At 74.7% G+C, this 24636-nt stretch carries 21 protein-coding genes and 1 pseudogene; 8 read left to right on the top strand and 14 right to left on the bottom strand.

Annotated elements, in window-relative coordinates:
* The 6 genes and pseudogenes from E4P43_RS17465 to dnaA form a co-directional block, all read right to left on the bottom strand.
* Nucleotides 1-270 (bottom strand): annotated as a pseudogene (locus tag E4P43_RS17465) (hypothetical protein); the annotation flags it as partial.
* Nucleotides 271-312: 42 nt separating this feature from the next.
* The gene (locus E4P43_RS17460; protein WP_135146725.1) at nucleotides 313-813 is read right to left on the bottom strand and encodes a DciA family protein; all 501 of its coding nucleotides are present in this window, start codon (nucleotides 811-813) and stop codon (nucleotides 313-315) included.
* Entirely contained in the window at nucleotides 810-1985 is a 1176-nt protein-coding gene (gene recF, locus E4P43_RS17455; RefSeq protein WP_135146724.1) for a DNA replication/repair protein RecF, read from the bottom strand. The genes E4P43_RS17460 and recF overlap by 4 nt, the downstream gene beginning before the upstream one ends.
* Nucleotides 1986-2026: 41 nt before the next feature.
* The gene (gnd, locus tag E4P43_RS17450) at nucleotides 2027-2971 is read right to left on the bottom strand and encodes a phosphogluconate dehydrogenase (NAD(+)-dependent, decarboxylating) (RefSeq protein ID WP_245159215.1); all 945 of its coding nucleotides are present in this window, start codon (nucleotides 2969-2971) and stop codon (nucleotides 2027-2029) included.
* Between the two features lie 100 nt (nucleotides 2972-3071).
* Nucleotides 3072-4244 (bottom strand): DNA polymerase III subunit beta, encoded by a 1173-nt coding sequence (dnaN, locus tag E4P43_RS17445; protein WP_245159214.1) that lies wholly within the window; start codon nucleotides 4242-4244, stop codon nucleotides 3072-3074.
* An 888-nt stretch (nucleotides 4245-5132) separates the two neighbouring features.
* A complete protein-coding gene (gene dnaA, locus E4P43_RS17440; protein WP_135146721.1) occupies nucleotides 5133-6866 on the bottom strand; it encodes a chromosomal replication initiator protein DnaA in 1734 nt (577 codons plus the stop codon).
* Between the two features lie 698 nt (nucleotides 6867-7564).
* On the opposite strand from dnaA, the gene rpmH reads away from it, so the two are divergent.
* The 8 genes from rpmH (at nucleotide 7565) to E4P43_RS17400 (ending at nucleotide 13177) form a co-directional block, all read left to right on the top strand.
* Nucleotides 7565-7702, top strand: a complete 138-nt coding sequence (rpmH, locus tag E4P43_RS17435) for a 50S ribosomal protein L34 (RefSeq protein WP_040338882.1) — start codon at nucleotides 7565-7567, stop codon at nucleotides 7700-7702.
* A 1-nt stretch (nucleotide 7703) separates the two neighbouring features.
* Nucleotides 7704-8084, top strand: coding sequence for a ribonuclease P protein component (gene rnpA, locus E4P43_RS17430; protein WP_135146719.1), 381 nt, complete (start codon nucleotides 7704-7706; stop codon nucleotides 8082-8084).
* Nucleotides 8081-8455, top strand: a complete 375-nt coding sequence (gene yidD, locus E4P43_RS17425) for a membrane protein insertion efficiency factor YidD (RefSeq protein WP_135146717.1) — start codon at nucleotides 8081-8083, stop codon at nucleotides 8453-8455. Before rnpA ends, yidD begins: the two co-directional genes overlap by 4 nt.
* Nucleotides 8448-9554 (top strand): membrane protein insertase YidC, encoded by a 1107-nt coding sequence (gene yidC / locus E4P43_RS17420; RefSeq protein WP_209313943.1) that lies wholly within the window; start codon nucleotides 8448-8450, stop codon nucleotides 9552-9554. Before yidD ends, yidC begins: the two co-directional genes overlap by 8 nt.
* A gap of 85 nt (nucleotides 9555-9639) precedes the next feature.
* Nucleotides 9640-10242: a protein jag gene (locus tag E4P43_RS17415; protein ID WP_135146712.1), complete on the top strand. Its 603-nt coding sequence runs from the start codon at nucleotides 9640-9642 to the stop codon at nucleotides 10240-10242.
* Nucleotides 10239-10928 carry a 16S rRNA (guanine(527)-N(7))-methyltransferase RsmG gene (gene rsmG / locus E4P43_RS17410; RefSeq protein ID WP_135146711.1) on the top strand — a complete coding sequence of 230 codons (690 nt, stop codon included), beginning with the start codon at nucleotides 10239-10241 and terminating at the stop codon, nucleotides 10926-10928. The genes E4P43_RS17415 and rsmG overlap by 4 nt, the downstream gene beginning before the upstream one ends.
* Before the next feature lie 100 nt (nucleotides 10929-11028).
* The gene (locus tag E4P43_RS17405; RefSeq protein ID WP_135146710.1) at nucleotides 11029-12096 is read left to right on the top strand and encodes a ParA family protein; all 1068 of its coding nucleotides are present in this window, start codon (nucleotides 11029-11031) and stop codon (nucleotides 12094-12096) included.
* Nucleotides 12097-12121: 25 nt separating this feature from the next.
* Nucleotides 12122-13177, top strand: a complete 1056-nt coding sequence (locus tag E4P43_RS17400) for a ParB/RepB/Spo0J family partition protein (RefSeq protein WP_135146708.1) — start codon at nucleotides 12122-12124, stop codon at nucleotides 13175-13177.
* Nucleotides 13178-13253: 76 nt separating this feature from the next.
* Here the strand turns inward: E4P43_RS17400 and E4P43_RS17395 are convergent, their stop codons facing one another.
* From E4P43_RS17395 to E4P43_RS20665, 8 genes are all read right to left on the bottom strand, one after another.
* Nucleotides 13254-14249: a D-alanine--D-alanine ligase gene (locus E4P43_RS17395; RefSeq protein WP_135146703.1), complete on the bottom strand. Its 996-nt coding sequence runs from the start codon at nucleotides 14247-14249 to the stop codon at nucleotides 13254-13256.
* The gene (locus E4P43_RS17390; protein WP_245159213.1) at nucleotides 14246-15670 is read right to left on the bottom strand and encodes a PLP-dependent aminotransferase family protein; all 1425 of its coding nucleotides are present in this window, start codon (nucleotides 15668-15670) and stop codon (nucleotides 14246-14248) included. Before E4P43_RS17390 ends, E4P43_RS17395 begins: the two co-directional genes overlap by 4 nt.
* A gap of 32 nt (nucleotides 15671-15702) precedes the next feature.
* Nucleotides 15703-16857 (bottom strand): N-acetylmuramoyl-L-alanine amidase, encoded by a 1155-nt coding sequence (locus tag E4P43_RS17385; RefSeq protein WP_245159212.1) that lies wholly within the window; start codon nucleotides 16855-16857, stop codon nucleotides 15703-15705.
* A gap of 145 nt (nucleotides 16858-17002) precedes the next feature.
* Nucleotides 17003-17329: a thioredoxin gene (gene trxA / locus E4P43_RS17380; RefSeq protein ID WP_135146701.1), complete on the bottom strand. Its 327-nt coding sequence runs from the start codon at nucleotides 17327-17329 to the stop codon at nucleotides 17003-17005.
* Nucleotides 17330-17418: 89 nt separating this feature from the next.
* Nucleotides 17419-18399 carry a thioredoxin-disulfide reductase gene (trxB, locus tag E4P43_RS17375; RefSeq protein WP_135146729.1) on the bottom strand — a complete coding sequence of 327 codons (981 nt, stop codon included), beginning with the start codon at nucleotides 18397-18399 and terminating at the stop codon, nucleotides 17419-17421.
* 110 nt (nucleotides 18400-18509) lie between these two features.
* Nucleotides 18510-20177 (bottom strand): protein kinase family protein, encoded by a 1668-nt coding sequence (locus tag E4P43_RS17370; protein WP_167759228.1) that lies wholly within the window; start codon nucleotides 20175-20177, stop codon nucleotides 18510-18512.
* A 74-nt stretch (nucleotides 20178-20251) separates the two neighbouring features.
* Nucleotides 20252-22351, bottom strand: coding sequence for a murein biosynthesis integral membrane protein MurJ (gene murJ / locus E4P43_RS17365; RefSeq protein WP_245159210.1), 2100 nt, complete (start codon nucleotides 22349-22351; stop codon nucleotides 20252-20254).
* On the bottom strand, nucleotides 22348-24636 hold a 2289-nt coding region (locus E4P43_RS20665; protein ID WP_245159209.1), incomplete at its 5' end, for a DUF6049 family protein. The genes murJ and E4P43_RS20665, both read right to left, overlap by 4 nt.

The following is a 24636-nucleotide window of genomic DNA, read 5'->3' as shown; positions in this document are numbered from 1 at the left end:
CTGCGGCGGCGGCGCGTCCGCGGGGGGCGGCGCCGGGCGGTCCGGCTCGGCGGCCGGCAGGTCCCAGCCCGGCGGCTGCCAGGAGGCACCGCCCAGGGACTCCGACTCGTCGCGGGGCCGGCGGCGCCGGTCGGCGAAGTTCGGGCGGTCCTCCTCGTCGGGCCCGCCGGCGGACCCGTCGGGGCCGAGGTGCGAGGGCTCGCGCCAGCCGATGCCGTCGGCGCCGTCGTCGAAACCGTCGCGGTCGTCAGGGTCGCGTGGGCTGCTCATCGCTGCATCGTCCTCCCGGCGCCGTCCCGACCGTCGGGCGCCTCATCCGTAGGTGTCGCGGGGCCCCCGGCCGCGCACGGAGCGCGGGCCCTTCTTCCAGCTGGGGGCCGTCGGACCGACAACGCGCAGCCGGGTCACGACGTCCCCGCCGACCTGGGCGCGCAGCTTCCCGAGGATCGTCGGGGCCAGCAGCCGCAGCTGCGTCGCCCAGGCGGTGGACTCGGCGACGACGAGCAGCTCGCCCTCGGTGAGGGTCTCCGGACGGCAGTGCGAGGCGATGTCGGGGCCGACGATCGCGTCCCAGCGGCCGAAGACCGAGCCCACCTTCGTGCGCGAGGACCAGTCCTGCTGGGTGACCAGCGAGTCGACCAGCCGGCCGAAGGGCTGGGGGTCGTCGGCGCCGGGGCCCGGACCGCTCCAGCTCCGCCGCGGGCCGGCGATCCGCCGGCGGGTGGGCTGGGGACGTGCCGCCGAGGCGGCACGGGCCGCCTCGAGCGCGGCGCGCGCGATGTCGCTGGGCCGGGCAGGGCGGTCCTCGCTCACGTGCCTCCCTCCACGGCCGGGGTCGCGTCCTTGACGACGACGGCGAAGCCGTCCCCCACCTCGACCCGCGCGCCGCGCAGCTCCGGGGGGACGTCGTCGACCACCGCGGCGGTGATCAGGGTCTGCTCCGCCGAGTGGGCCACGGCCGCCAGGGCCGCGCGCCGCTCGGCATCGAGGGTGGCGAAGACGTCGTCCAGGACCAGGATGGGGTCCTCGCCCTCGGCCCTCAAGAGCGCGAAGGTGGCGAGCTTGAGCGCCAGGGCGAGCGACCAGGACTCCCCGTGGCTGGCGAAGCCCTTGGCCGGCGCCGGGCCCAGGTGGATGACCAGGTCGTCGCGGTGCGGCCCGACCAGGGTCATGCCGCGGTCCAGCTCGTCCCCGCGCCGCTCGGCGACCCGCTCGGCCATCGCGGCGGAGAGCTGCTCCACCGTCGGCAGCTCGGCGCCGGGGCGGAGCGCGGCGCCGTCCCCGGCCAGCGGCACGGTCGAGGTGTACCCGAGCCCCGCGGGCACGGCCCCCTCGCCGGCGACGCCGGCGTAGGCCTCGGCGACGTGCGGCGCGAGGTCGGCCACCAGCCGCAGCCGGGCGGAGAGCAGCTGGCCACCGAGGTCGGTGAGGTGGCCGTCCCACACGTCGAGGGTCTCCATCGCCTTGCCGCGGGCCATGCGGGCGGTCTTCAGCAGGGCGTTGCGCTGCTTGAGCACCCGCTCGTAGTCGCTGCGGACCCCGGCGAGCCGGGGCGTGCGGGTGGCCAGCAGCTCGTCGAGGAACCGGCGCCGCTCCGTCGGGTCCCCGCGGACGAGCGAGAGGTCCTCGGGGGCGAACAGCACCGTCCGCACCAGGCCGATCAGCTCCCGCGGCCGGGCCAGCGGGGCGCGGTTGACCCGGACCCGGTTGGCCTTGCCCGGGTTGACCTCGATCTCGACCAGGAGCTCCCGGTCCCCGCGGCGCAGCGCGGCCCGGACCACCGCCTGGGCCGCGCCGTGGCGGACCAGGGGCGCGTCGCCGGAGACCCGGTGGCTGCTCATGGTCGCCAGGTAGCCGACGGCCTCCACGAGGTTGGTCTTGCCCTCGCCGTTGCGGCCGACGAACACGGTCGGCCCCGGCTGCAGCGCGAGGTCCACCCGTTCCCAGCTGCGGAAGTCGCCGACCTGCAGGTGGCGGACGTACACCTCGGCCCTTCAGCTGGCAGGGGTGGTCGGACGACGCGGCATCAGGCCGGGCGCTCGGCCTCGGCGGCCTGGACCGCGCGCACGGCGTGCCCGCCGAACTGGTTGCGCAGCGCGGCCACGGCCTTCATGGTCGGCGAGTCCTCCTGGCGCGAGACGAAACGCGCGAACAGCGAGGCGGCGATCGTGGGCATGGGGACGCCGTTCTCGATCGCCTGCTCGACGGTCCAGCGGCCCTCACCGGAGTCCTCGGCGTAGCCCTTGACCTTCTCCAGCGCGGGGTCCTCGTCCAGCGCGCGGACGAGCAGGTCCAGCAGCCAGGAGCGGATGACCGTGCCCTGGGTCCACGACCGGACGACGCCCGGCACGTCCTCGATCAGGTCGACGGCGGCCAGCAGCTCGTAGCCCTCGCCGTAGGCCTGCATCATCGCGTACTCGATGCCGTTGTGGACCATCTTGCTGAAGTGGCCGGCACCCACCGGGCCGGCGTGCACGAAGCCAGCGGCGGGCAGCTCCTGCCCCGACTCGTCCACCGGTGCCGGCGGCTTGAGCGCGTCGAAGATCGGCTGCACCTTGGCGACGTCGTCCTTGCTGCCGCCGACCATGAGGGCGTAGCCGTTCTCCAGGCCCCACACCCCGCCGGAGACGCCGGCGTCGACGTAGCCGATGCCCTTCTCGCGGCACAGCACGTCGTGCACCTGGTCGTCGGTGTACTTGGAGTTGCCGCCGTCGACGATCACGTCGCCCGGCTCGAGCAGCTCGGCGAGCTCCTTGACCGTCTGCCGGGTGGGCTCGCCCGCGGGCACCATCACCCAGACGACGCGGGGCGCGGTGAGCGCCTGCACCAGGTCCGGCAGCGTCTCGACGTCCCGCTTGCCGGGGGCGCGGTCGTAGCCCACGACCTCGTGGCCGGCGCGGCGGACCCGCTCGGCCATGTTGCCGCCCATCTTGCCCAGCCCGATCAGCCCCAGCTGCACGTCCGCCCCCATCTCAAAGCACCGTCGTCGCTGTCATCGTGCCCCGCCAGCGGCCCTCGTGCAGGGTCCCGCCGCGAGCGTGCGAGCGGTGGGGGGCACGGGGGTCCTTCTGTCATCCCGGGAGGCGGACCGGCATGATCAGGTAGCGGTAGCTGCCCGTCCGCCCGACGGGGGCGGCCGGGGCGTCGTCCGCCGGGGGCTCCTCCACGCCGGAGAGCACGGCCGGCTTGAGCGGGCTGGTGAAGTCCATCCGCGCCCGGTCGGTGTGCACGGCGGCCAGCCCGTCGAGCAGGAACGTCGGGTTGAAGCCGATGGTCAGCGGGTCGCCGTCGAAGTCGACGTCGCAGCGCTCCTCGGCCTGGCCCTCGTCGTCGGTGCCACCGGCGCGCAGGGTGACCTGCCCGGGGGTGAACTCGCAGCGCAGCGGCGTCCCGCGCTCGGCGACGAGGGCGACGCGCTTGGCGGCGTCGGTGAACAGCCCCACCGGCAGCGTGGCGTGGGACAGCGACTCGTTCGGCATGATCGCGCGGTACTTCACGAACTCGGCGTCCAGCAGGCGGGTCGTCGTCTGCCGGTCCTTGCCCGAGAGGCCGAGGATGCCCTCGCCCGAGCTGCCCGAGGACAGCGACAGCGTGATCTCCGGACCGCTGGTCAGCGTCTTGGCCGCGTCGGCCAGCGTGCGCGCCGGGACGAGGACGGCGGCGGAGAGCCCCGCGGTCTCCGGGCGCCAGGCGAACTCGCGGACCGCCAGCCGGTAGCGGTCGGTGGCCGCCAGGGTGATCAGGTCGTCCTCGATCTCCAGCCGCACGCCGGTGAGCATCGGGAGGGTGTCGTCGCGGCCGGCCGCGATGGCCACCTGGCTCACCGCCTCGGCGAAGACGTCGCTGTCGACCAGGCCGGCGGCCGAGGGCATGGACGGCAGCGAGGGGTAGTCCTCGACCGGGAGCGTCGGCAGGCTGAACCGCGCGTTGCCGCACGTGATCGCCATCCGCGGCCCCTCGGCGGTGATGTCGACCGGGTGCGGCGGCAGGGCACGGGTGATCTCCGCCAGCAGGCGGCCGGGCACCAGCGCGCGCCCGCTCTCGCTGGTCTGCACGTCGATCTCGGCCCGCGCGGACACCTCGTAGTCGAAGCCGGAGACCGACAGCTGGTTGCCGTCGACCTCGAGCAGGATGCCGGCCAGCACCGGCACCGACGGCCGCGGCGGCAGGCTGCGCGCCGTCCAGGCGACGGCGTCGGCGAGCACCTCACGTGCCACCCGGAACTTCATCTCTCGACCACCCATGTTCGGTCCGCACCCCGGCTGCCGGGTCGCGGCGGCCGGTACGGCACGGAGCTCGTGCCTCGTCCTGCACCCGGCGCGGGGCCGCGATGCGGTGCTCATCGTGCCTGGTGCAGTGCCCCGTGGGGAAACCCCGTCCCTCGAGAGGTCAACTCCTGCCCCATCCGCTGCGCCTGTCGTCGACCCCGCTCGAGGCCCTCCCAGCGCAGCGTCCCCACCCAGAATGTGGTTCGAGAATTCTCCGGGATAACTCCTTCATCCTCGTCATCACTGGTGTGGAAGCTGGGGATCGAGGCCCTTTCCGCAGCTCAGCGGCCGACCGGGGGTGTTGGCCCGCTGTGGGCGGTCACCGTCCTCCTGTTGTCGACACGTGGACAGATCGACGGTTGTTCACCGTCGTCCTCGGCGATCCACGGCCTGTCCCCCGTCCGCCCCAGGTCCGTCCCCAGTCCGTACCCACCCCTTCGCGCCCGCCGGCGCCGGGCAGCGGTGGATATTGGGCGTGGGCGGGCATAAGCCCAGCTCAGCGGCGTGCGGCGCGTTCGGCGCACGCCACGGGAGGTGTCGGGCGCCCGGCCGGTGCAGGGCCCGGGGAGGCGCCGGCGGCGAGATCTCCCCAACCTGTGCACATTCCTGGGGACAACTTCTCGATCTGTCGACCGCCGTCGGTGACCGCCGCCCCGTGATGGGGCCGGAATCCTGGGCTTCCGTCGTCCCCAGGGATCCACACAGGTGTGGACAACGACTTGTCGACCCGTCCCGGGAGGTGACCGGACGGGGTGGGGACGATGGCCGCGCGGTGACCGGACGGGCCGCGACCGAGCGCCCCGACGACGCCCCGGGACCGCACCCCGGTGGCCGCCCCGGACCCGGGCGGCCACCGGAGCGGACCTACTGGCGGGCGCGGCTCTTGATGCGGGCGGTCAGCTCGGTGACCTGCGTGTACGTCGCCCGGCGCTCGCTCATCAGGTTGGTGATCTTCTTGACCGCGTGCATGACCGTGGTGTGGTCCTTGCCGCCGAAGGACGCACCGATCCGCGGCAGCGAGAGCTCGGTCAGCTCGCGGCACAGGTACATCGCGATCTGGCGGGCGTTGACGAGGGTCCGGCTGCGGTTGGTCCCCTGCAGCTCCTCCATCGTCACGGAGAAGTACTCGGCCGTGGCGGCCATGATGATGGCCGCGGTGATCTGCGGGCCCTGCTCGTCGCTGATCAGGTCCTTGAGCACCAGCTCGGCCAGCGGCAGGTCGACCTGCTGCTTGTTCAGCGAGGCGAACGCCGTCACCCGGATCAGCGCGCCCTCCAGCTCGCGGATGTTGGTCTGCACCTTGCTGGCGATGAACTCCAGCACCGGGTCGGGCACCTGCAGCCGCTCGCCCCAGGCCTTCTTCCGCAGGATGGCGATGCGGGTCTCGAGGTCCGGCGCCTGGACGTCGGTGATGAGGCCCCACTCGAACCGGGTGCGCAGCCGGTCCTCCAGCGTCGTCAGCTTCTTCGGCGGGCGGTCGGAGGTGATGACGATCTGCTTGCTGGCGTTGTGCAGCGTGTTGAAGGTGTGGAAGAACTCCTCCTGCGTCCGCTCGGCGCGCTCCAGGAACTGGATGTCGTCGATGAGCAGGAAGTCGATGTCCCGGTAGCGCCGGCGGAAGTCCTCCGCCCGGCCGGAGTGCACCAGGTTGATGAACTCGTTGGTGAACTCCTCGGTGCTGACGTAGCGCACCTTCACGTTGGGGAACATCCGCGCGGCGTAGTGGCCGATCGCGTGCAGCAGGTGGGTCTTCCCCAGCCCGGACTCGCCGTAGATGAACAGCGGGTTGTAGGCGCGGGCCGGCGCCTCGGCGACGGCGACGGCCGCGGCGTGGGCGAACCGGTTGCTGTTGCCGATGACGAAACTGTCGAAGACGTACTTGGGGTTCAGCCCCGGGTCGAGGCCGGCCGGGCGACCGCCCTCCGGCCGCCGGGTGCGACCGCCCGCTCCCCCGCCGGCGCCGCGGCGCTGCTCGCCGGGCTCGACGTCGAAGGGCAGCACGTCGGCGGTCCGCCCGTCCTCGGCCGGCTCGCCCGCGTCCGGCCCCCAGGGGGTGGTGCTCCAGTCCTCGGGCGCGCCGCGGTCGACCGGCGGCCGCTGCGGGCCGTCGGCCGGGTGCAGCTCCCTGACCTCCGGGAACTCGGTCGGGGCGGGCCGCTCGACGGCCGTGCCGCGGTCCCACGGCGCCGGCCCGACCGCGTCGGTGCGCACCCCGAAGGCGCTGCGGCCGTCGTCGGCGCGGTCCCGGGTCGCCCGGTCCTCCTCGGCGCGCTGCGCCTCGACCGACGACCAGGGACGCCGGGTGGGCTCCTCGTCGCGGGGCGGCTCCGGCTGGGCCGGGGCGTCCTCAAGCTGGACGGCGACGCGGATGTCCCGGCCGAACCGCTCGGACAGGGCCTCGGCGAGGACCCGCCGCATCCGCGACTCGAGCACCGTCTGGGTGAACTCGTTGGGAGCGGCCAGCACCGCGGTGTCCTCGACCAGCATCAGCGGCCGAGTGAGGTTCAGCATGGCGTTCTGCTGCGGGGAGAGGCTGGTGGCCAGTCGCTCCCGGATCTGGTCCCAGACCGTGGCCAGGTCCAGCGTGGCATCGGCCATGCCGTTTCGTCCTCCCATGCAGTCGACCCCCGCGGCCGCTCCCGGTGCGCCCAGCACCTCCGTGCCGCTCCCGCCGAGGGGCCGTGTCCCTGTGGAGGATGCCCGCTGTGGACACGCGAACACACGTGTTCCACATCGGTGTCCACAGGCTGTGCACGGTCGGCGACGTACTGCGCCGGCCCCGCACGGGACGGCGGCCGGATCAGCGTCCGTGCTGGTCAGCGGCCTGTTCGGGCGGGTGGTGGGGCTGCTCGGCGGTCGGTCGACCGACGGGGTCGGCCCGCGCGTCGTGACCCTGACGTCCGACGCGGAGCGACGGCGACGCTAACAGCTCCGTCCACAGCCCGGCAACGACGGTCGGTCCCCCGTGGGGACGGTCCCGTGCGATGGCCGGCGCGGCGTCCAGGGACGCAGCTCCCGGCGCGCCGCGGCCCCCGGGACGGCTCGGCCGGGTGAGCATGGCGGGTCCGTCCACGACCGGTCACCGCCGGGCGCCGGTCCTCGGCTATGCTTGCCGGAGTCTGTGGACGGGTCTGCCCGTCCCCGGCCGCTGCAGCGTGCCTGCGCGGGTGGGTCGGTCGTCGTCCGCAGTGCAGCTTCCGGGCTGCCGGGCTGGTCGTCGTGCCGGTCCGCCAGCCCTGCGCGCACCCGTCCACCGACGGGAGCGCACCGCCGATGTCGTGTAGTGGGAGTACCTCGTGAGCAAGCGCACGTTCCAGCCGAACAACCGCCGCCGGTCCAAGACCCACGGCTTCCGGCTGCGGATGCGTACCCGCGCGGGCCGGGCCATCCTGGCCGGCCGTCGGCGCAAGGGCCGCGAGAAGCTCTCCGCCTGACGTGCTGCCTGCGCAGGCACGCCTGCGCCGGCGCCCGGAGTTCAGCGCCGTCGTCCGATCCGGCCGGCGTGCCGGGCGGCCGACCATGGTGCTGCACCTCCTCCCCGAACGGCCCGCGCAGCCGGCCGGTGACCTCGCGTCCCCGGCGGCTGCACGGGCCGGTTTCGTGGTGGGCAAGAGCGTGGGCAACTCGGTGGTCCGCCACCGGGTGACCCGACGGCTGCGGGCCGTCGTGCGTGCCGAGCTCGACCGGCTGCCCACGGGGGCCGACCTGGTGGTCCGCGCGCGACCGGAGGCCGCCGACGCGGACTCCGCGGTCCTGCGGCGCGACCTCGCCAAGGCGCTCGACCGGCTGCTCGGCGACGGGCCGGGGACCCGATGACCGCGCCCCACCGCTCGGTGGCCGCCCGGGCCCTCCTGCGCGCCGTCGGCTTCTACTCCCGCGCCGTCAGCCCGGCCCTGCCGCCGCGCTGCCGGTTCCACCCGACGTGCAGCGCCTACGCCGCGGAAGCCGTCGCGGTGCACGGGGCGGCCCGTGGCTCGTGGCTCGCCGTGGTGCGGCTGCTCAAGTGCGCACCGTGGCACCCCGGGGGGGTCGACCTCGTCCCGCCGCGCCCCGGCGGAACCGCCGGCGCCCCCCGCTCGTCCAGTTCACCGGTGTCCGCTCCCCGGACGCCGTCCGATGTCCCGGGTCCCGTCCCGGCCACCCCGCCGGTTGCCGGCCAGGCGTTCGAGGAGACCTCCGTTGCTTGACTGGCTCTACACCGCCATCTCCTGGGTCATGGCCCGGTGGCACTCGCTCTGGGACATGGTCTTCGGTGACCCCGCCCCCGAGACGGCGCTGGGCGGCCTCAGCTGGGTGCTGGCGATCGTCTTCCTCGTGGTCACCATCCGGCTGATCCTCTTCCCGCTGTTCGTCAAGCAGGTGAAGTCGCAGCGCGCGATGCAGGAGCTCCAGCCGGAGCTGCAGAAGCTGCGCAAGCAGTACGGCAGCGACCGGCAGGGGCTGGCGCTGGCCATGCAGAAGCTGCAGAAGGAGCGGGGCGTCAACCCGCTGGCCGGCTGCCTGCCGATCCTCCCGCAGATCCCGGTCTTCCTGTCGCTCTTCCACGTGCTGCGCCGCCTCGCCCCGGGCAAGGACGGGCTCTACAGCTGGACCGACGGCCTGACCGACGAGGCGGCCCGCGCCAAGCTCTTCGGTGCGCCCATCTCCGCGTCGTTCAACATGAGCGGCGGCAAGGAGCAGGCGATCCTCGGGATCGCCGGCGTCAACTACACCAACATCCGGGTCGTCGCCTTCGTGCTGATCCTGGTGATGTGCGCGACGACCTACGTCACGCAGAAGCAGATCATGCGCCGCTCCGGCCCGGTCGAGGGCCAGGCGGCCATGGTGCAGAAGCTGATGCTCTACGGCGTCCCGCTCAGCCTCTTCGTGTCGGGCTTCATCTTCCCGATCGGCGTGCTCATCTACTGGATGACGAACAACCTCTGGACCATGGGCCAGCAGTTCTTCATCCTGCGCAAGATGCCGCCGCCCGGCTCCGACGCCGCGAAGACCAAGGCCGCCGCCGACAAGCCGGCGGTCGACCCGCGGACGCTCGCCCCGAAGCCCGGTGCCAAGCCGGTGCGCAGCAAGGGCGGTCGCCCCTCCGCCGCCCCGACCAGCACCACCGTCACCGACACGGCGCTGGCCGACGACGCGGGCGACACCGCTCCCGGCGACGCCGGCTCCAACGGCACCCCGTCGACCAGCGGGACCGGCTCCACGGCCGCTCGCGGCGGGACCGGCGGCGGCTCGCGGCCCGGCTCCGGCCAGGGGCCGGCCAACCGGGGCAAGCGCAAGCGCCGCTGACCCCGCGCCGCTCCACCGCCGGCCCGTCCGGCACACAGACCACCGGGCTCGCCCGGCCGCCCGCACCGACCTGGGAGGAACACCCGTGAGTGCTCCGCAGCAGCCTGCGACAGACAGCCAGCCCGCCCTGCCCGACGCCGACCCCGGCAGCGACGACGCCGTCGTCGAGGCCGTCGAGGTCGAGACGGACGGGGCAGGCGGGACCGATGGGGCGCAGGGGTCGGCCGACGACCTCCTGGTCCGCGAGGGCGACGTCGCCGGCGACTACCTCGAGCGGCTCCTGGACATCCTCGACGTGGACGGGGACATCGACCTCGACGTCGAGGGCGACCGAGCCTCGGTGGCCATCGTCGGTGGCCGGCTGAACGACCTGGTCGGTGCCGACGGCGCGACGCTGGAGGCCCTGCAGGAGCTCACCCGGCTCGCCGTGGCCCAGTCCACCGGCGTCCGGAGCCGGCTCATGCTCGACGTGGGCGGGTACCGGGCCAAGCGGCGGGCCGACCTGACCTCGCTGGCCGGGGAGACGGCGCGACGGGTGGCCTCCAGCGGCCAGCCGGAGCGAATGACCCCGATGAACCCGTTCGAGCGCAAGGTCGTCCACGACGTCATCGCCTCGGTCGGCGGCGTGCACAGCGAGTCGGAGGGCGAGGAGCCCAACCGCCGCGTCGTGGTCCTGCCGGACAAGTGAGCGACGGTCCCTCCGCCGAGGACCGCGCCGGCGGCCCCGCCGTCCCGCCGGAGGCCCCGGCCGTGGCCGGGGCGGTGTTCGGCGACGCCCTGCCCCTGGCCCGCCGGTACGTCGAGCTGCTGGCCACCGACGGGGTGACCCGCGGGCTGATCGGGCCCCGGGAGGTCCCGCGGCTCTGGGAGCGGCACGTCCTCAACAGCGCGGCGGTCGCCGAGGCCGTCCCGCAGGGCGCCCGCGTCGTCGACGTGGGCAGCGGCGCCGGCCTCCCCGGGATCCCGCTGGGCCTGTCGCGCCCCGACGTCACGCTCACCCTGGTGGAGCCGATGGCCCGCCGGGTGGAGTTCCTGGAGGAGACGGTGACCGCCCTCGCCCCGGCTTCGTCGTCCTGGCGGGTCGTGCGGGGCCGGGCCGAGGACCGGTCGGTCGTGTCCGCGGTCGGGCCGGTCGAGGTGGTCACCGCGCGGGCGGTGGCACCGCTCCCCCGGCTGGTCGCCTGGTGCCGCGGGCTGCTCCGGCCCGGGTCCCAGCTCGTCGCCCTCGTGGGGTCGCGGGCGCTGGAGGAGCTGCCGCAGCTGCTCCCGGAACTGCACGCCGCGGGAATGCGGGACATCGAACCGCGGGCCGTCGGTGCATCGCTGGGAGAGGCTGCCACTACCGTGGTGGTCATGACGCGTGGAGCGCGGTGAGGGCCCTCCTCGAGGGCTCCCCGGTTCTGTTCCACGTGGAACAGGAACAGATGCCCACCCCGTTCCACGTGAAACGCAGGCGGCAGAGGAAGGATTCGCGATGACCGACCCGGGCGAGCGGCTGCGCAGCAGCCTCGCCGCCGACCAGTCGTCCGCTGCCGCGTACGGGCTGGCCGACTTCGACAGCCCGATCGCCATGGAGGCGCTCCGCGCCACGCGGGTGCTGCACGCCGCCGACCAGGAGCCGTTCCCGGCGCCCGGGCGGATCCGGGTCATCACCATCGCCAACCAGAAGGGCGGGGTCGGCAAGACCACGTCCACGGTGAACCTGGGCGTCGCCCTGGCCCTCTACGGCCTGCGCACCCTGGTCATCGACCTGGACCCCCAGGGCAACGCGAGCACCGCGCTCGGTGTCGAGCACACGGTCGGGACGCCGTCGATCTACGACGCCCTCGTCGGGGACAGCACGCTGTCCGAGGTCGTGCACCAGACGACGGCCAGCCCGAACCTGTTCTGCGTCCCGGCGACCATCGACCTGGCCGGCGCGGAGATCGAGCTGGTCTCCGTCGTCGCCCGCGAGCACCGGCTCCGCCGCGCGATCGAGGCCTACGTCGCCGCCCTCCCCCAGGACCGGCGCCCGCACTACGTCCTCATCGACTGCCCGCCGTCGCTGGGGCTGCTCACGCTCAACGCGCTCGTCGCCGGCGACGAGGTGCTCATCCCGATCCAGTGCGAGTACTACGCGCTGGAGGGCCTCGGCCAGCTGCTCAACAACATCGACCTGGTCCGGCAGCACCTGAACCCGGGCATCGCGGTGCGGACCATCCTGCTCACCATGTACGACGGCCGGACGAAGCTCGCCGACCAGGTGGCCGACGAGGTGCGCAACCACTTCGGCGACATCGTGCTGGAGGCCGTCATCCCCCGGAACGTCCGGGTCTCCGAGGCGCCGGGGTACGGCCAGTCCGTCCTCACCTACGACCCCGGGTCGCGCGGCTCCACCAGCTACGTGGAGGCCGCACGCGAGCTGGCGCGGCGCGGGGTCGACCTGGAGCCGCTCGACGCCTCGGCCGGCGGGCCGGGGGCCACGCCGGTCGGCGCCCTCGCCTTCGGCGAGACGGCGGAGCCGTTCCGCACGCCCAGCCCCCAGACGCACGGTTCCCAGTGAGCACCACTCCCGACGAGGAGCAGTCATGACCAAGCGAGGCGGCCTGGGACGCGGGCTGGCGGCGCTCATCCCCACCGGTCCGGCACCCACGCCTGCCCCGGTGGCTCCTCCGGCCCCCGCGGCCGAGCCGGCGGCCGCGCCGCGCCCCGCGGAGGAGCCGGCAGACGCGTCCCCGGAGCCCGAGGCAGCGGCCTCCCCCGCCCCCGCGTCCCCGGTGAGCCTCGTGCCGCCGCCCGCCCCCGAGCCGGACGGCGCCGTCGGCGTCCCGGGGGCGCAGCTGCGGGAGGTGGCGGTCGACGACGTGGTCCCGAACCCGAAGCAGCCCCGCCAGGTCTTCGACGACGAGGCGCTCGAGGAGCTCACCCACAGCGTCCGCGAGTTCGGCCTGCTGCAGCCGATCGTCGTACGGGAGGCGGCCGACGGCCGCTACGAGCTCATCATGGGCGAGCGCCGGCTGCGGGCCTCCCGCGCGGCCGGCCTGGAGACGGTGCCGGCGATCATCCGGGACACCACCGACGACGCCATGCTGCGCGACGCCCTCCTGGAGAACATCCACCGCGTCCAGCTCAACCCGCTGGAGGAGGCCGCGGCCTACCAGCAGCTGCTGGAGGAGTTCGGCGCCACCCACGAGGAGCTGGCCAGCCGGATCGGCCGCAGCCGGTCGCAGGTCACCAACACCATCCGGCTGATGAAGCTGCCGGTGAAGGTGCAGACCCGGGTCGCCGCCGGCGTCATCTCCGCCGGCCACGCGCGCGCCCTGCTCGGCCTGCACGACCCGGCCGCCCAGGACGCGCTGGCGACGCGGATCGTCGCCGAGGGCCTGTCGGTCCGTGCCACCGAGGAGGCCGTCGCGATGGCGGCGGCGGAGGAGCCGACGGCCAAGCGGCGGACCCGGCGCATCTCCGCTCCCGGCGTCGAGGAGCTGGGCTCGCGGCTCTCGGACATGTTCGAGACCAAGGTGAAGATCCAGATCGGGCGGTCCAAGGGCAAGATCGTCGTCGAGTTCGGGTCGGTCGACGACCTGCAGCGGATCATCGGGGTGATGGCGCCGGAGATCACCGGCCGCCGAACCGAGGGCTGAGCACCGCCCCCTGTGGGGGTGGCTCTGTTACGTCACAGACGAAAGGCCCCCCTGCCGGGGGCGGCGGGGCCCTTCGTCAGCGCTCGCTGTCCGCCCGGCGCGCCAGGAGCTGCGCGAGCACCGTGCCGAGCTCGTGACCGGCGGCCTCCACGGCCATCGGGAACATCGAGGTCTCGGTCAGCCCCGGGGAGACGTTCACCTCGAGGAAGTGCACCTCGCCGTCCGGGGTGACGATCGCGTCGGTGCGGGAGAGGTCGGCCAGGCCGAGCGCCTCGTGCACCCGGACCGCCAGGGCCGCGGCGCGCCCGGCCACCTCGTCGGACACCCGGGCCGGCGCGTGGTACTCGGTGAGCCCGGGGGTGTAGCGGGAGGAGTAGTCGAAGACGCCGGAGGCCGGCTCGAGCTCCACGGCCGGCAGGGCCTGCGGGCCGTCCCCCAGGTCGACGACGGACAGCGCCAGCTCCACGCCCTCGACGAAGCGCTCCACCATCACGGTGTCGCCGTAGGCGAAGCAGCTGACCATGGCGGCCGGGAGGTCCTCCACCCGGCTCACCTTCTGCACGCCGAGCGCCGACCCGCCGGAGGCCGGCTTCACCATCAGCGGCAGCCCGAGCCGGGCCACCATCAGGTCCAGGACGGCGCCGGCGCCCAGCTCGCGGAACGTGCTGTGCGGGAGCGCCACCCAGTCCGGCGTGGTGACGCCGGCGGCGCGGACGACGGACTTGGCGGCCGGCTTGTCCCACGCCAGGCGGCAGGCCGAGGCCGGCGAGCCGACGTAGGGCACCCCGGCGAGGTCGAGGACCGCGCGCAGTGCGCCGTCCTCCCCCGTGGCGCCGTGCAGGGCGATGAAGACGGCGTCCGCGGGCGCGGCGGCCAGCCCCGGCAGGAGCTCGGCGTCGGCGTCCCGCAGCTCGGCGTCCAGGCCGGCGCGGGTGAGCTCCTCGACCACCTGGGTGCCGGAGGAGAGGCTGACCTCGCGCTCGAACGTCAGCCCGCCGGCGAGGACGACCGCGCGCAGCGGGTGCGAGCGGGTGGCCGCTGCGGGCTCTGCTGCGGAGGCGGTGTCGCTCATCGGGGGTCCTCGAAGGTGTCGCTGTTGGCCGGCCCGACCATCGACTCGGCGTCGTGGCCGGAGCCGGGCGGGATCGCCCGGAACGTACCGGTGTCGACCTTGTCGAAGGTGGAGTGCAGGTCCAGCTCGGCCTCGATGACGCGCGCCAGCCGGCGGACGCCCTCGCGGATCTGGTCCGGCTCCGGGTAGCAGTAGGACAGGCGCATGTACTCCTGGCCGTTGCCGTCGGCGAAGAAGCCGATGCCCGGCACGTAGGCCACGTGCGCGCCGACCGCGCGCGGCTGCATGAGCTTGGCGTCCAGGCCGTGCGGCAGCTTCAGCCAGACGTAGAAGCCGCCCTTGGGCTGGGTCCACACGGTGCCGGCCGGCATCAGCGCCGACAGCGACTCCAGGGCGGCGTCGCGCCGCTCCCGGTACAGCTCCGAGAAGATCTTGATCTGCTCGCGCCACGGCTGGGTGTCCAGGTACCGGGCGACGGCGTACTGCGTCAGCGACGGCGGGCAGAGCACCTGCGCCTCGGTGGCGAGGACCAGCTTCTCGCGGACCGCCAGCGGCGCCAGCACCCAGCCCACCCGCAGGCCCGGGGAGAAGGTCTTGGAGAACGACCCGAGGTAGATGACCCGCTGGTTGTTGCGCGCGCGCAGCGCCCGCAGCGGCTCCTGCTCGAAGCCCAGGAGGCCGTAGGGGTTGTCCTCGATGATCAGCAGGTCGTGCCGCTCGGCGATCGCCATGACCCGCTCGCGGCGCTCCTCCGAGAGCGTCACGCCGGCCGGGTTGTGGAAGTTCGGCACCGTGTACAGGAACTTCACGCGGTCGCCGTTGGCCCGGCAGTCGGCCAGGGCCTCCTCCAGCGCCTCGGGGATCAGCCCGTCGTCGTCCATGGCGACGTGCCGGACGCGCGCCTGCGCCGCCTGGAAGACGCCGAGGGCGCCGACGTAGGAGGGCCCTTCCGCGAGGATGACGTCGCCCGGGTCGCAGAAGACGCGGGTGACCAGGTCCAGCCCCTGCTGGGAGCCGACGGTCACCACGACCTCGCTCGCCGAGGCGTCGGTGATGCCCTCCAGCGCCATGACGTCGCAGATGCGCTCGCGCAGCCGGGGGTCGCCCTGGCCCGAGCCGTACTGCAGCGTCTGCGCGCCCATGCCCGACACCAGGTCGCCGATCATCGAGCCGACGGCGTCCAGCGGCAGCGCGGTGACCGCGGGCATGCCGCCGGCCAGGGAGACGACCTCGGGCCGGCTCACGACCGAGAACAGCGCCCGGATCTCCGAGGCCTGCATCCCGTGCGTGCGTGCTGCGTACCGGTCGGCCAGGGGGTCCAGCCGCGGGTGACGCGGGACGACGTGGGGCTGCGCACCGGTGCTCAGGTGCGTGCCCGGCTGACCGGGACCGGCAGGGGTGCCGGGCGGGAGGGTGGCCACCCTCAGCAGTGTAGGCCTGCCGTCCCGGCCCCTCAGACGCGCGTGGGGAGCTGGAAGGTGCCGGTGGGCGGGTCGGCCTCGGCCGGCAGGTAGAGGCGCTGCACGGCGGCCAGGACGGCGTGCGCGATGGCGCTGCGGACGCGGGCGTCGAGCAGCAGCAGCCGGTCGACCGGGTGGGAGAGGTAGCCGCAGTCCAGCCGGACGGCGGGCATGCGCGTCATCCGCAGCAGGTCCCACGTCTTGGGGTGCGAGCCGAGGTCGAGCAGGCCGGTGCGCGCGACCACCTCGCGGCGGACGAGGTTGGCGAACTCCTCCCCCACCGTCGACGAGGCCCCCGAGCCGGTGCCGTAGTAGTAGCTGGCGACGCCGCGGGCGTGCTCGGAGCTGTGCGCGTCCATGTGCAGCGAGATGAACAGGTCCGCGCGCGCGTCGTTGGCGAAGGCCGTCCGCTCCGCGGGCTCGGGGTTCTGCGAGCGGCCGCGGGTGAGGTAGACCGTGGCGCCCGCGGCGGCGAGCCGGCCCTCGATCCGGGAGGCGAGGTCGAACACGAGGTCCGCCTCGGTGGTCTCCCCGGCCGTGAACCCCGTCTCCGTGCCGCCGTGGCCGGCGTCGACGACGATCCGGCGGCCGATGAGGTGCGGCCCGCTCTCCACGAACGACGCGCTCTGCCGCAGGAGCTGGGGGCGGCCGCCGGTGACCTTGCGGCCGAGCTGCCGCAGCGCACGCAGCGTGGCCGGACCGCAGGTCCCGTCGGAGGTCAGCCCGTAGTCGCGCTGGAAGGCGCGCAGGCCGGACTCCGTCTCGGGGCCGAGGATGCCGTCGGCCCGCCCGGCGTCGTAGCCGAGCTCGAGCAGGCGCTCCTGCAGGTTGGTCACGTCGTCGCCCCGCATGGGGCGCTCGGGGTCGTAGCGGAGCAGCCGGTCACCCAGCGACCAGCGTGCCTCGCTCAGCGCCCGGTAGGTCTCCTCGCCCACGCGGCCGTCGACCGAGAGGCCGCGGACCTGCTGGAAGTGGCGGACGGCGAGCTCGGTGGCGTCGTCGTACTCGGCGGCTTCCAGCGGCGGCTCGACGCCGGCGGCGGCGGTCGGCGGCAGGAGGCCGAGGCTGCGCAGGGCGGCGTGCACGTCGGCCACGGCCGGCCCGCGGTCTCCCCGCCTCAGGATCTGCATGCGGCTGTCGGTTCCCATCGTGTCACCGATTGTGGTCCCTCGGTCCCGGAGCGGCCCATCGGGGGCTGTCGGTCTCCCCCGGACACGACGGAGGCCCCACCCGTCCGGTGGACGAGTGGGGCCTGGGCCGTACGCAGAGTGAGGACCCGGAGGGCCGCTGCGCTCAGATGAAGTCGGCGAGGTCGCTCAGGATCGCGCCCTTGGGCTTGGCGCCGATGATGCTCTTGACCGGCTTGCCGCCCTGGAACACCGTCATCGTCGGGATCGACATGACCTGGTAGTCACGGGCGATCTGCGGGTTCTCGTCGATGTTCAGCTTGGCGATGGTGAGCTTCTCGCCGTGCTCGGAGGCGATCTCCTCCAGCACCGGGGCGACCATCTTGCACGGACCGCACCACTCCGCCCAGAAGTCCACGAGCACGGGCTTGTCGCTGCCCAGCACGTCGGTGGCGAAGCTGGCGTCGGTGACGGTCACGGTGTTGCCTGCCATGGTCGTTCTCCCTCTGGTTCGAGTGGCTCGTTGTCCCACCGGTCCAACCGGCGGGCGGGTGGTTCTATGCCCCCGGTCGGGGGCCCTGCTCAGCGCTCGTCGAAGGTGTCGGCGAGCCAGCGCTCGGCGTCGATCGCCGCGGCGGCACCGGTGCCCGCCGAGGTGATGGCCTGGCGGTAGATGTGGTCGACGACGTCGCCGCAGGCGAAGACGCCCTCGACGCTGGTGCGGGTGGTGGGGTGGTCCACCACGACGTAGCCCTCGTCGTCGAGCTTCAGCTGGCCGGCGAACAGCTCGCTGCGGGGGTCGTGGCCGATCGCCACGAACATCCCGGTCACGGGCACGGTCTCGGTGGCGCCGCTGGTGGTGTCGGTGAGCTGCACCGCGGAGACGGTGTTCTCGCCGAGGACGTCGGTCACCTGCTTGCCCAGCGCCCAGCGGATCTTCTCGTTGTCCTGGGCGCGCTTGACCATGATCTTCGAGGCCCGCAGCTCCTCGCGCCGGTGCACGACGGTGACGCTCTTGGCGAAGCGGGTGAGGAACGTGGCCTCCTCCATCGCGGAGTCACCGCCACCGACGACCACGATGTCCTGGTCGCGGAAGAAGAAGCCGTCGCAGGTGGCGCACGCCGAGACCCCGCGGCCGAGCAGCCGCTGCTCGTTGTCCAGCCCCAGGTACCGGTACTTCGACCCGGTCGCGACGATCACCGCGTGCGCGCGGTGGACCTGGTCGCCGACCTTGACGATCTTCGGGCTCGCCGTGAGGTCGACCTCGGTGACGTCCGAGGGGACCAGCTCCGCGCCGAACTTCTCGGCCTGCGTGCGCATGTCGTCCATGAGCTGGGGGCCCTGGATGCCCTCGGGGAAGCCGGGGAAGTTCTCGACCTCGGTGGTGGTCATGAGGGCCCCGCCGAACTGGGAGCCCTCGAACACCAGCGGGTGCAGGTTGGCCCGTGCCGCGTAGGTGGCGGCGGTGTAACCGGCCGGACCCGAGCCGATGATGATCAGGTCCCGGACGCCGTCGTGCTCGGCCGGTGGGATGACCGGGTCCACGATCTCCTCGGTCGTCACGGCGGGGCCCGGCGTCGGGTTGTTCTCGGTGCTCGCGCTCACGGGGTCCACAACCAGGATCGTAGGGGCGGCATTCCAGGGTCACCCGTCCCGGGGAGGCGGCCCCCGGGTCAGCCGGCGGTGCGGAAGCCGACCTCGCCGAGCTGGGCGGAGAAGCCGTCCGCACCGTCGACCAGGCCGGTGACCCAGACCAGGACGTAGCGGGCGGTGGTGGCCTCGTCGAAGGCCACCTCGGTCTCCGTGCCCAGCGTCTCGTCCCCGGCCACGGCGAAGTCGTCGAGCTGCTCGCCGGCGTCCTCGGCGGTGCGGATCTCCACGGTGGCCCCGGGCACCGGCGAGGCGAGGGAGACACCGGACAGGGCCTGCGCGCTGCCGAGGTCGTACAGGATGCCGACGCCGGGCTTGAGGTTCCCGAAGGCGGGCGACCCGCGGTAGGAGAGCGTCGACCACGTCGTCGCCGGGTCGCCGTCGTAGGTCAGCGGGACCTCGTCGTCGTTCTCCGGCTCGCCGTCGCCGAAGGGGTCGAACACCTGGGCGGCGCTGACGGTCGCGGTCGGCCCGTCGGCCGGCGCCGGCTCGCCGGCGTCCCCGCTGGGCGCGGTGGCCGACGGCGTGGAGCCCGGGTCCTCGTCCACCGAGCCGGTCACCGAGAGCACGCTGGAGCCGAACCAGAAGGCCAGCCCGATGACGATGGCCAGGGCGAGCAGTGGCAGGCCGACGACGACCAGGCGGTGCCGGCCGGCGCCGTCCTCGTCGTCGTACTCGTCCTCGCCGCTGTCGGCCTCGTCCCGCGCCCCGGCGGGGAGCATGCCGAACGACCCGTCTTCCTGGGCAGCGCCGGACCGCTCGAGCGCCGAGGCGTCGACGGTGTCGCCGCCGAGCGCGCCCGCCGGGAGCGGGGCGCCGGTGGTCACGGGGCGCACCCGCGGCAGCTGCGGGACGGGGGGCAGGGTGCCGGGCTCGAGGCGTACGGGGTCGTCGTCCCGCTCGTCGGCCTCGGCCGCCTCGGGCCGCCGGTCGCGCAGCCGCCGCCTGCGGCCGTCGCCGTCGTCGCCCCGGTTCGCGGGCTGCGGCGTGGGGCCGGTGCGCGGGCGCTCGGCGAGGAGCGCGGCCATCGCGGCCACGCTGGAGAGCCCCTGGCCCGGCTCGGAGGAGCGCGCCCGGCGGGCGAGCGCGACGAGGTCCGACGGGCCGTTCAGCGGCCGCGCGCCGGGCCCGGTACCGGTGAGGCAGGCCTCCAGGAGGGCGCCCAGCGCGGTGACGTCGCCGTCGAAGGTGCCGGCGGCGGCCGGGACGGCACGCAGGCCGACCAGGCCGTTGGGCCGCAGCACGACGTTGTCCAGGGTGAGCCCGCCGACGGCCAGCCCGGCCCGGTGCGCCTCGGCGACCCCCTCGGCGAGCCGGCGCAGGACCAGCCGCACCTCGCGCTCGGGCATCGGGCCGGACCGCAGCCGGTCGGCCAGCGTCTCGCCGTCGATCCACTCGTTGACGACGTAGGCGGCCCCGCCGGGGGAGTCGTCGTCACCGGCCCGGCCCTCGGAGGCGTCGTAGACCATCGCCAGGGCGGGGGTCGCCAGGCCGCCGGCGGTCAGCGCCCGGGTGATCCAGCCGTGCGCGGCCGGGCCGGCAGGGGTGTGCACCCGGACCGCGACGTCGCGGTTCAGGACGCGGTCCTTGGCTCGCCAGCACTGGATGACGCCGGTCTCGGTGGTCTCGTCGGGACCCACCCGGTCGATCGGGCGGTAGCGGTCGGGTAGGCCGGTGGTCGTGGACGCCATCGACACTGTCGACCCCCTGTGCTGCTCCGGCCGCCGAGGCGGCTGCTCCGGCACGGTCGGCTCCTGCGGGCGGCTCACGGTCGGCCCCGTCCCAGCCGGGCCCTGACCGCAGCCAGGGGCTCCCGGACCTCCGGAACACGGGCCACCACGAGACCGACCACCGCGACGCCGCCGATCACCACGGTACCGATCAGCACCTGCAGGAGCGAGCCTGCGGCCGAGCGTCCGCCCAGGTCGGAGGTCACGATCCGGACAAGGAAGCCGGTCAGGCCCGCGGCGAGCGCCACGAGGGTGACGCGGAGCACGGGGACGAAGGTCTCGCGGGTGCGCAGACCGCCGAGCCGGCGGCGCAGCGCGACGTCCCCGATGACCCAGCCGGCGACGTAGGTGATGCTCGTGACCAGCATCAGGCCGGCGACGACGTGCTCCGGGCCGACGACCGCCGGCACGAGCAGCAGCAGCGGCACCCGGACGGCCACCATGCCGATCTGGATCAGCGTGGGCGTGCGGGCGTCCTTCATCGCGTAGAACACCCGCAGCTGCAGCAGGGTGACGGCCATGGGCAGCAGGCCGAAGGCGCCGGCGGCCAGCGCGGTGCCGATGCCCTCGGCCTCGGCGATGGTGGTGTTGCCCCGGGCGAAGACCAGGACGCCCAGCGGCGCCCCGAGCACGGTGAGGGCGGCGGTGACCGGGAGCAGGCCCAGCGCGGAGAGCCGGGTGCCCAGCGACAGGTCGTCGACGACGCCGGGGACGTCGTCGCGCGCGGCGGCACGGCTCATCCGCGGTACCAGGGCGGTCAGCAGGGCCACGCCGATGATCCCGTAGGGCATCTGGAAGAGCAGGCTGGCGAACTGGAAGGCGGTCGAGCCCAGCCCGCCGTCCCGCTGGGCGGCGTTGGCGATGCGCAGCGCGACCAGGACGCCGATCTGGCTGACCGCGACGTAGCCGATGACCCAGAGCCCGAGCGTCCCCGCCTCGCGCAGCCCGGTCTGCCGCAGGCCCCAGCGCGGCCGCAGCGGGACGCCGGCGCGGCCGAGCAGCGGCAGCAGCACGACCGCCTGCACCGCGATGCCCAGGACCGTGCCGATGCCGAGCAGCCACACCAGGCCCGGGGCGATGGTCGCCGGCTCCAGCCCGCCGGCGCCGCTGGCGGCGAGGAAGACCAGGCCCGTGACGATGACGACGACGTTGTTCAGCACCGGCGCCCAGGCCGGTGGCCCGAAGACCCCGCGGCTGTTGAGGATCGCCTGGGCGAACGCCCCCAGCCCGTAGAAGACGATCTCCACCAGCAGCATCCGGGCCAGCCAGTTGGCCAGCCGGTACTGCTCGGGGTCCTCGTCCAGCCCGTAGAGCGTGGTCAGCAGGGGTGCGGCGAGCACCGCGAGCACCGTCATGACGGTCAGCCCGGCCATCGCCACCGTGACCAGGCGCTGCGCGTACGCGACGCCGCCGTCGTGGTCGCGCTCCTGCGCGTGCACCAGCAGCGGGACGATGACCGAGGTCAGGACGCCGCCCAGGAGCAGCTCGTAGACGATGTTCGGGAGCGTGTTGGTCGTGCTGTAGGCGTCGGCCACGAAGCCGACGCCCAGCGCGGCGGCCAGCACCACGGTGCGCAGCAGGCCGGTGATGCGGGAGACGAGCGTCGCCACCGCCATGGTGCCGGCCGCGCGCAGGATGCCGCGGCTCGCGCCGGGCGCGCCCTCGCGCTCCTCGACGTCCTCATCGGTGTCGTGCACCGCGCGCGGCACCGGCGGCAGCACCGGCATGGGGAAGACCTGGGTCTCGTCCGCGGCCGGGACCCAGCGGTTGCGCAGCGGCGGCAGGGGCGGAAGCGGTGCCACCGGGCGCTTCGGCCGGGCGTCGGCCGCCCGCGGCGCCGGGGGCGGGGGCAGCGGCCGGGGGGACCGCGGCGCCGCCTCCAGGGGGCGGACGTCGTCGCCGGCGGTCTGGCCCTCCATGTGCGGGTGCGGCGCGACGGCGGCGTCGCGGGGCGGCGTCGCCAGGTAGGGCGCCGGCGGCAGGGGACGGTCGGTACGCCGTCCCGGGGCGGGCCGGGCCGGTGGCGGCGGGGGCATGCGGACGGGGCGCGGCCGCCGCTCCTCGTCGCGGACGGGCCGCTCCTCGGGCCCGTCGGCGGTCCCGGGGCGGTCGCTGACGTCGGGACGGTCGCTCACACCGGGCTCCGGGTGGGCGGCGCGGACAGGCCCGGCGGCGGGCCCTCGGTGACGCCCTCGGCGGCGCTCCTGCGGCGGCGGCGGACGAGGTTCACGAAGCGGCGCAAGAAGAGCAGCGCCAGCAGGGACGCCGCGCCGATGGTGATCGACAGCGAGATCGGCCCGTACGCGGTGCTCTTCACCTGCATGTCCACCCGCTGGCCCAGCGGGCTGCCGGAGGTGGTCGTGAGCTCGGCGGTCACGGCGAAGCCGCCGGACTGCCGCACCTCCGTGGGCACCTCGAGGACGGTGCGCTCGGCCGGCGCCAGCGTCTGGGTGCCGATGTCGCCGATGGACAGGCCCCGGCTGCCCCGGGTGCGCACCTGCAGCAGCACCTGGACGGCGAAGGGGAGGTCGTTGTCGACGGTCAGCACGAGCGGGGCGGTGCTGGAGGCGAGGCTGTAGGTGCCGTCGGCGGGCGCGACGACGGTCACCCGGCCGCGCAGCCGCTCGACGGCGGCGCGGGCGGCCTCGGCGGTGGCCAGGAAGCCCTGCGGGTCGTCGGCCCAGAGCACCGACGCGCTGCGGGCGATCCCCGCGTCCTGGGCCTGGAGGGCCGTCCCGGCGTCACCGACCACGGAGCCGGCCAGGTCGTCGCGGAGGGCGACGGCGTCCGCGAGGGCGGCGGTCCCGGCCGCGTCCAGGCGGCGCTCGTCGGGCGAGGTCGTCACGGCACCGGCGTCCGCAGCGGGCACGGCGCCCAGGCCGGTGAGGGTCTCCGGCCGCAGCCACGCCATCCCGGTGGTGTCGGCCATCATCGCCCCGGCGCCCTCGGGGCCGGAGCGGACGTCCCGCGGCGGCGCGACCAGCACGGTCTGCACGCTGCCCGGCGGGGACTGCTGGGTCAGCGCGGCGAGCTCGGCGAGGTAGCGCTGCTCGGCCAGCCGGGGGCCGCCGGGGGTGTCCTCGGCGCTGCCGACCACCTCGGCGAGGGCGGCGTCGGCCACCAGGACGTCGATGTTCCCGTCGGCCACCGGTGCGGTGGCGTGGGCGACCGCGTCGGAGCCGTCGCGGCCGACGGCGGAGGCTCCGCCGGTGAGCGCGCTGCTGCGCAGCACGACGCGGTCGACCCCGCCGTCGCGGAGCGTCTCGAGGGTCGCCGGCTCGAAGCTACCGTCCGCGGCCCAGGCCAGGTCGGTGACCGGCGTGACGTCGAGGGCCTCGCCGAGGATCTCCGAGCCGGCGCCCGTCGTCCGCGGCTCGTCCTGCGCCGGCGGCGGCGCGGTCCCCGTGGCGGGGGCCGGCACGGGGGCGGGGCCGGGCGGGTCCTGCGCGGTCCCGCCGGGCGCCCCGGGGAGGCTGCGGGTGACGACCTCCGCCAGCCCGGCTGCCTGCAGGCTGTCGGCGTCGACGTCGCCGTAGGGCAGGGCCACGACGGGGTGCGCGGCGGCGGCGGCGCGCAGCCGCTCGAGGAACGCCCGGGCCTCGTCGGTGCCCGTCCCGGCGCCGTCCTCGCCGTCGACGGCGTAGGGGCCGTCGGCCATGATCGACAGCTCCTCGACGAGGGCGGGGTCGATCGCGAGGGTGACCGAGAGCGTGGGCGCCTCGGGGCCGGCGCCCACGGGCAGCCGCTCGACGACGGCGAGGGCGCGGTCCAGGCGGCCGCCCTCGGAGATCGAGCCGGCCAGCCCGTCGTCGGCGAACCCGCCCGAGGGGGTGCGGTGGCTGCGCTCCGACAGCGGCCACAGCCACGCGACGGCCGTGCTGGCGGCCGGCACCACCGGCTGCTGGACGACGAAGGTCGACAGCTCACCGACCCGCTCCTGGTCGCCGTCCACGGTGCCGTTGACGTTCAGGAGCGCGGGGTAGACGCCGTCGCGGTCGAGCCGGAGCTCGTCGGAGGGGACGGTGTAGTTGAAGCCGGTGCTCTCGCCGGGGGCCAGCTCGCCCGGCGGCAGGGTCGCGAAGGACGCGAGGACGGTGGTGGCCGGGTCGGGGTCGCTGACCGCCTCGGCGAGCTGGGCCCGGGTCGTGCGCACCTCGCCGCGCTGCAGGCGGACGGTCAGGTCGCTGATCGGCTGCGTGCCGGTGTTGGTGAGCGTGCCGGTGACGGTGATCAGCGACCCGGGGGTCACCGTCCGCGGCTCGAAGCGGCCCACCTCGATCCGCACGGGCCGGGCGTTGTCGACGGCCCCGTCCGGCGCGGCGGAGGCCAGCCGGGCCAGCACCTCCCCGGCGTTCGCGGCGTTGGGCACGAGCAGCACGTCGTCGGGCCCGTGCAGGTAGACGATCAGGTCGTCGACCAC

Source organism: Blastococcus sp. TF02A-35, assembly GCF_004571075.1.
Classification (GTDB): domain Bacteria; phylum Actinomycetota; class Actinomycetes; order Mycobacteriales; family Geodermatophilaceae; genus Blastococcus.
This window is presented reverse-complemented; position numbering and strand designations above follow the sequence as displayed.

Bases quoted from the DNA above. Each gene is read 5' to 3' on its own strand.
- gnd (WP_245159215.1), bottom strand. From the start codon at position 2,971: ATGGGGGCGGACGTGCAGCTGGGGCTGATCGGGCTGGGCAAGATGGGC.
- dnaN (WP_245159214.1), bottom strand. From the start codon at position 4,244: ATGGGTGGTCGAGAGATGAAGTTCCGGGTGGCACGTGAGGTGCTCGCC.
- dnaA (WP_135146721.1), bottom strand. From the start codon at position 6,866: ATGGCCGATGCCACGCTGGACCTGGCCACGGTCTGGGACCAGATCCGG.
- yidD (WP_135146717.1), top strand. From the start codon at position 8,081: ATGACCGCGCCCCACCGCTCGGTGGCCGCCCGGGCCCTCCTGCGCGCC.
- E4P43_RS17405 (WP_135146710.1), top strand. From the start codon at position 11,029: ATGACCGACCCGGGCGAGCGGCTGCGCAGCAGCCTCGCCGCCGACCAG.
- E4P43_RS17400 (WP_135146708.1), top strand. From the start codon at position 12,122: ATGACCAAGCGAGGCGGCCTGGGACGCGGGCTGGCGGCGCTCATCCCC.
- E4P43_RS17395 (WP_135146703.1), bottom strand. From the start codon at position 14,249: ATGAGCGACACCGCCTCCGCAGCAGAGCCCGCAGCGGCCACCCGCTCG.
- E4P43_RS17385 (WP_245159212.1), bottom strand. From the start codon at position 16,857: ATGGGAACCGACAGCCGCATGCAGATCCTGAGGCGGGGAGACCGCGGG.
- trxA (WP_135146701.1), bottom strand. From the start codon at position 17,329: ATGGCAGGCAACACCGTGACCGTCACCGACGCCAGCTTCGCCACCGAC.
- E4P43_RS17370 (WP_167759228.1), bottom strand. From the start codon at position 20,177: ATGGCGTCCACGACCACCGGCCTACCCGACCGCTACCGCCCGATCGAC.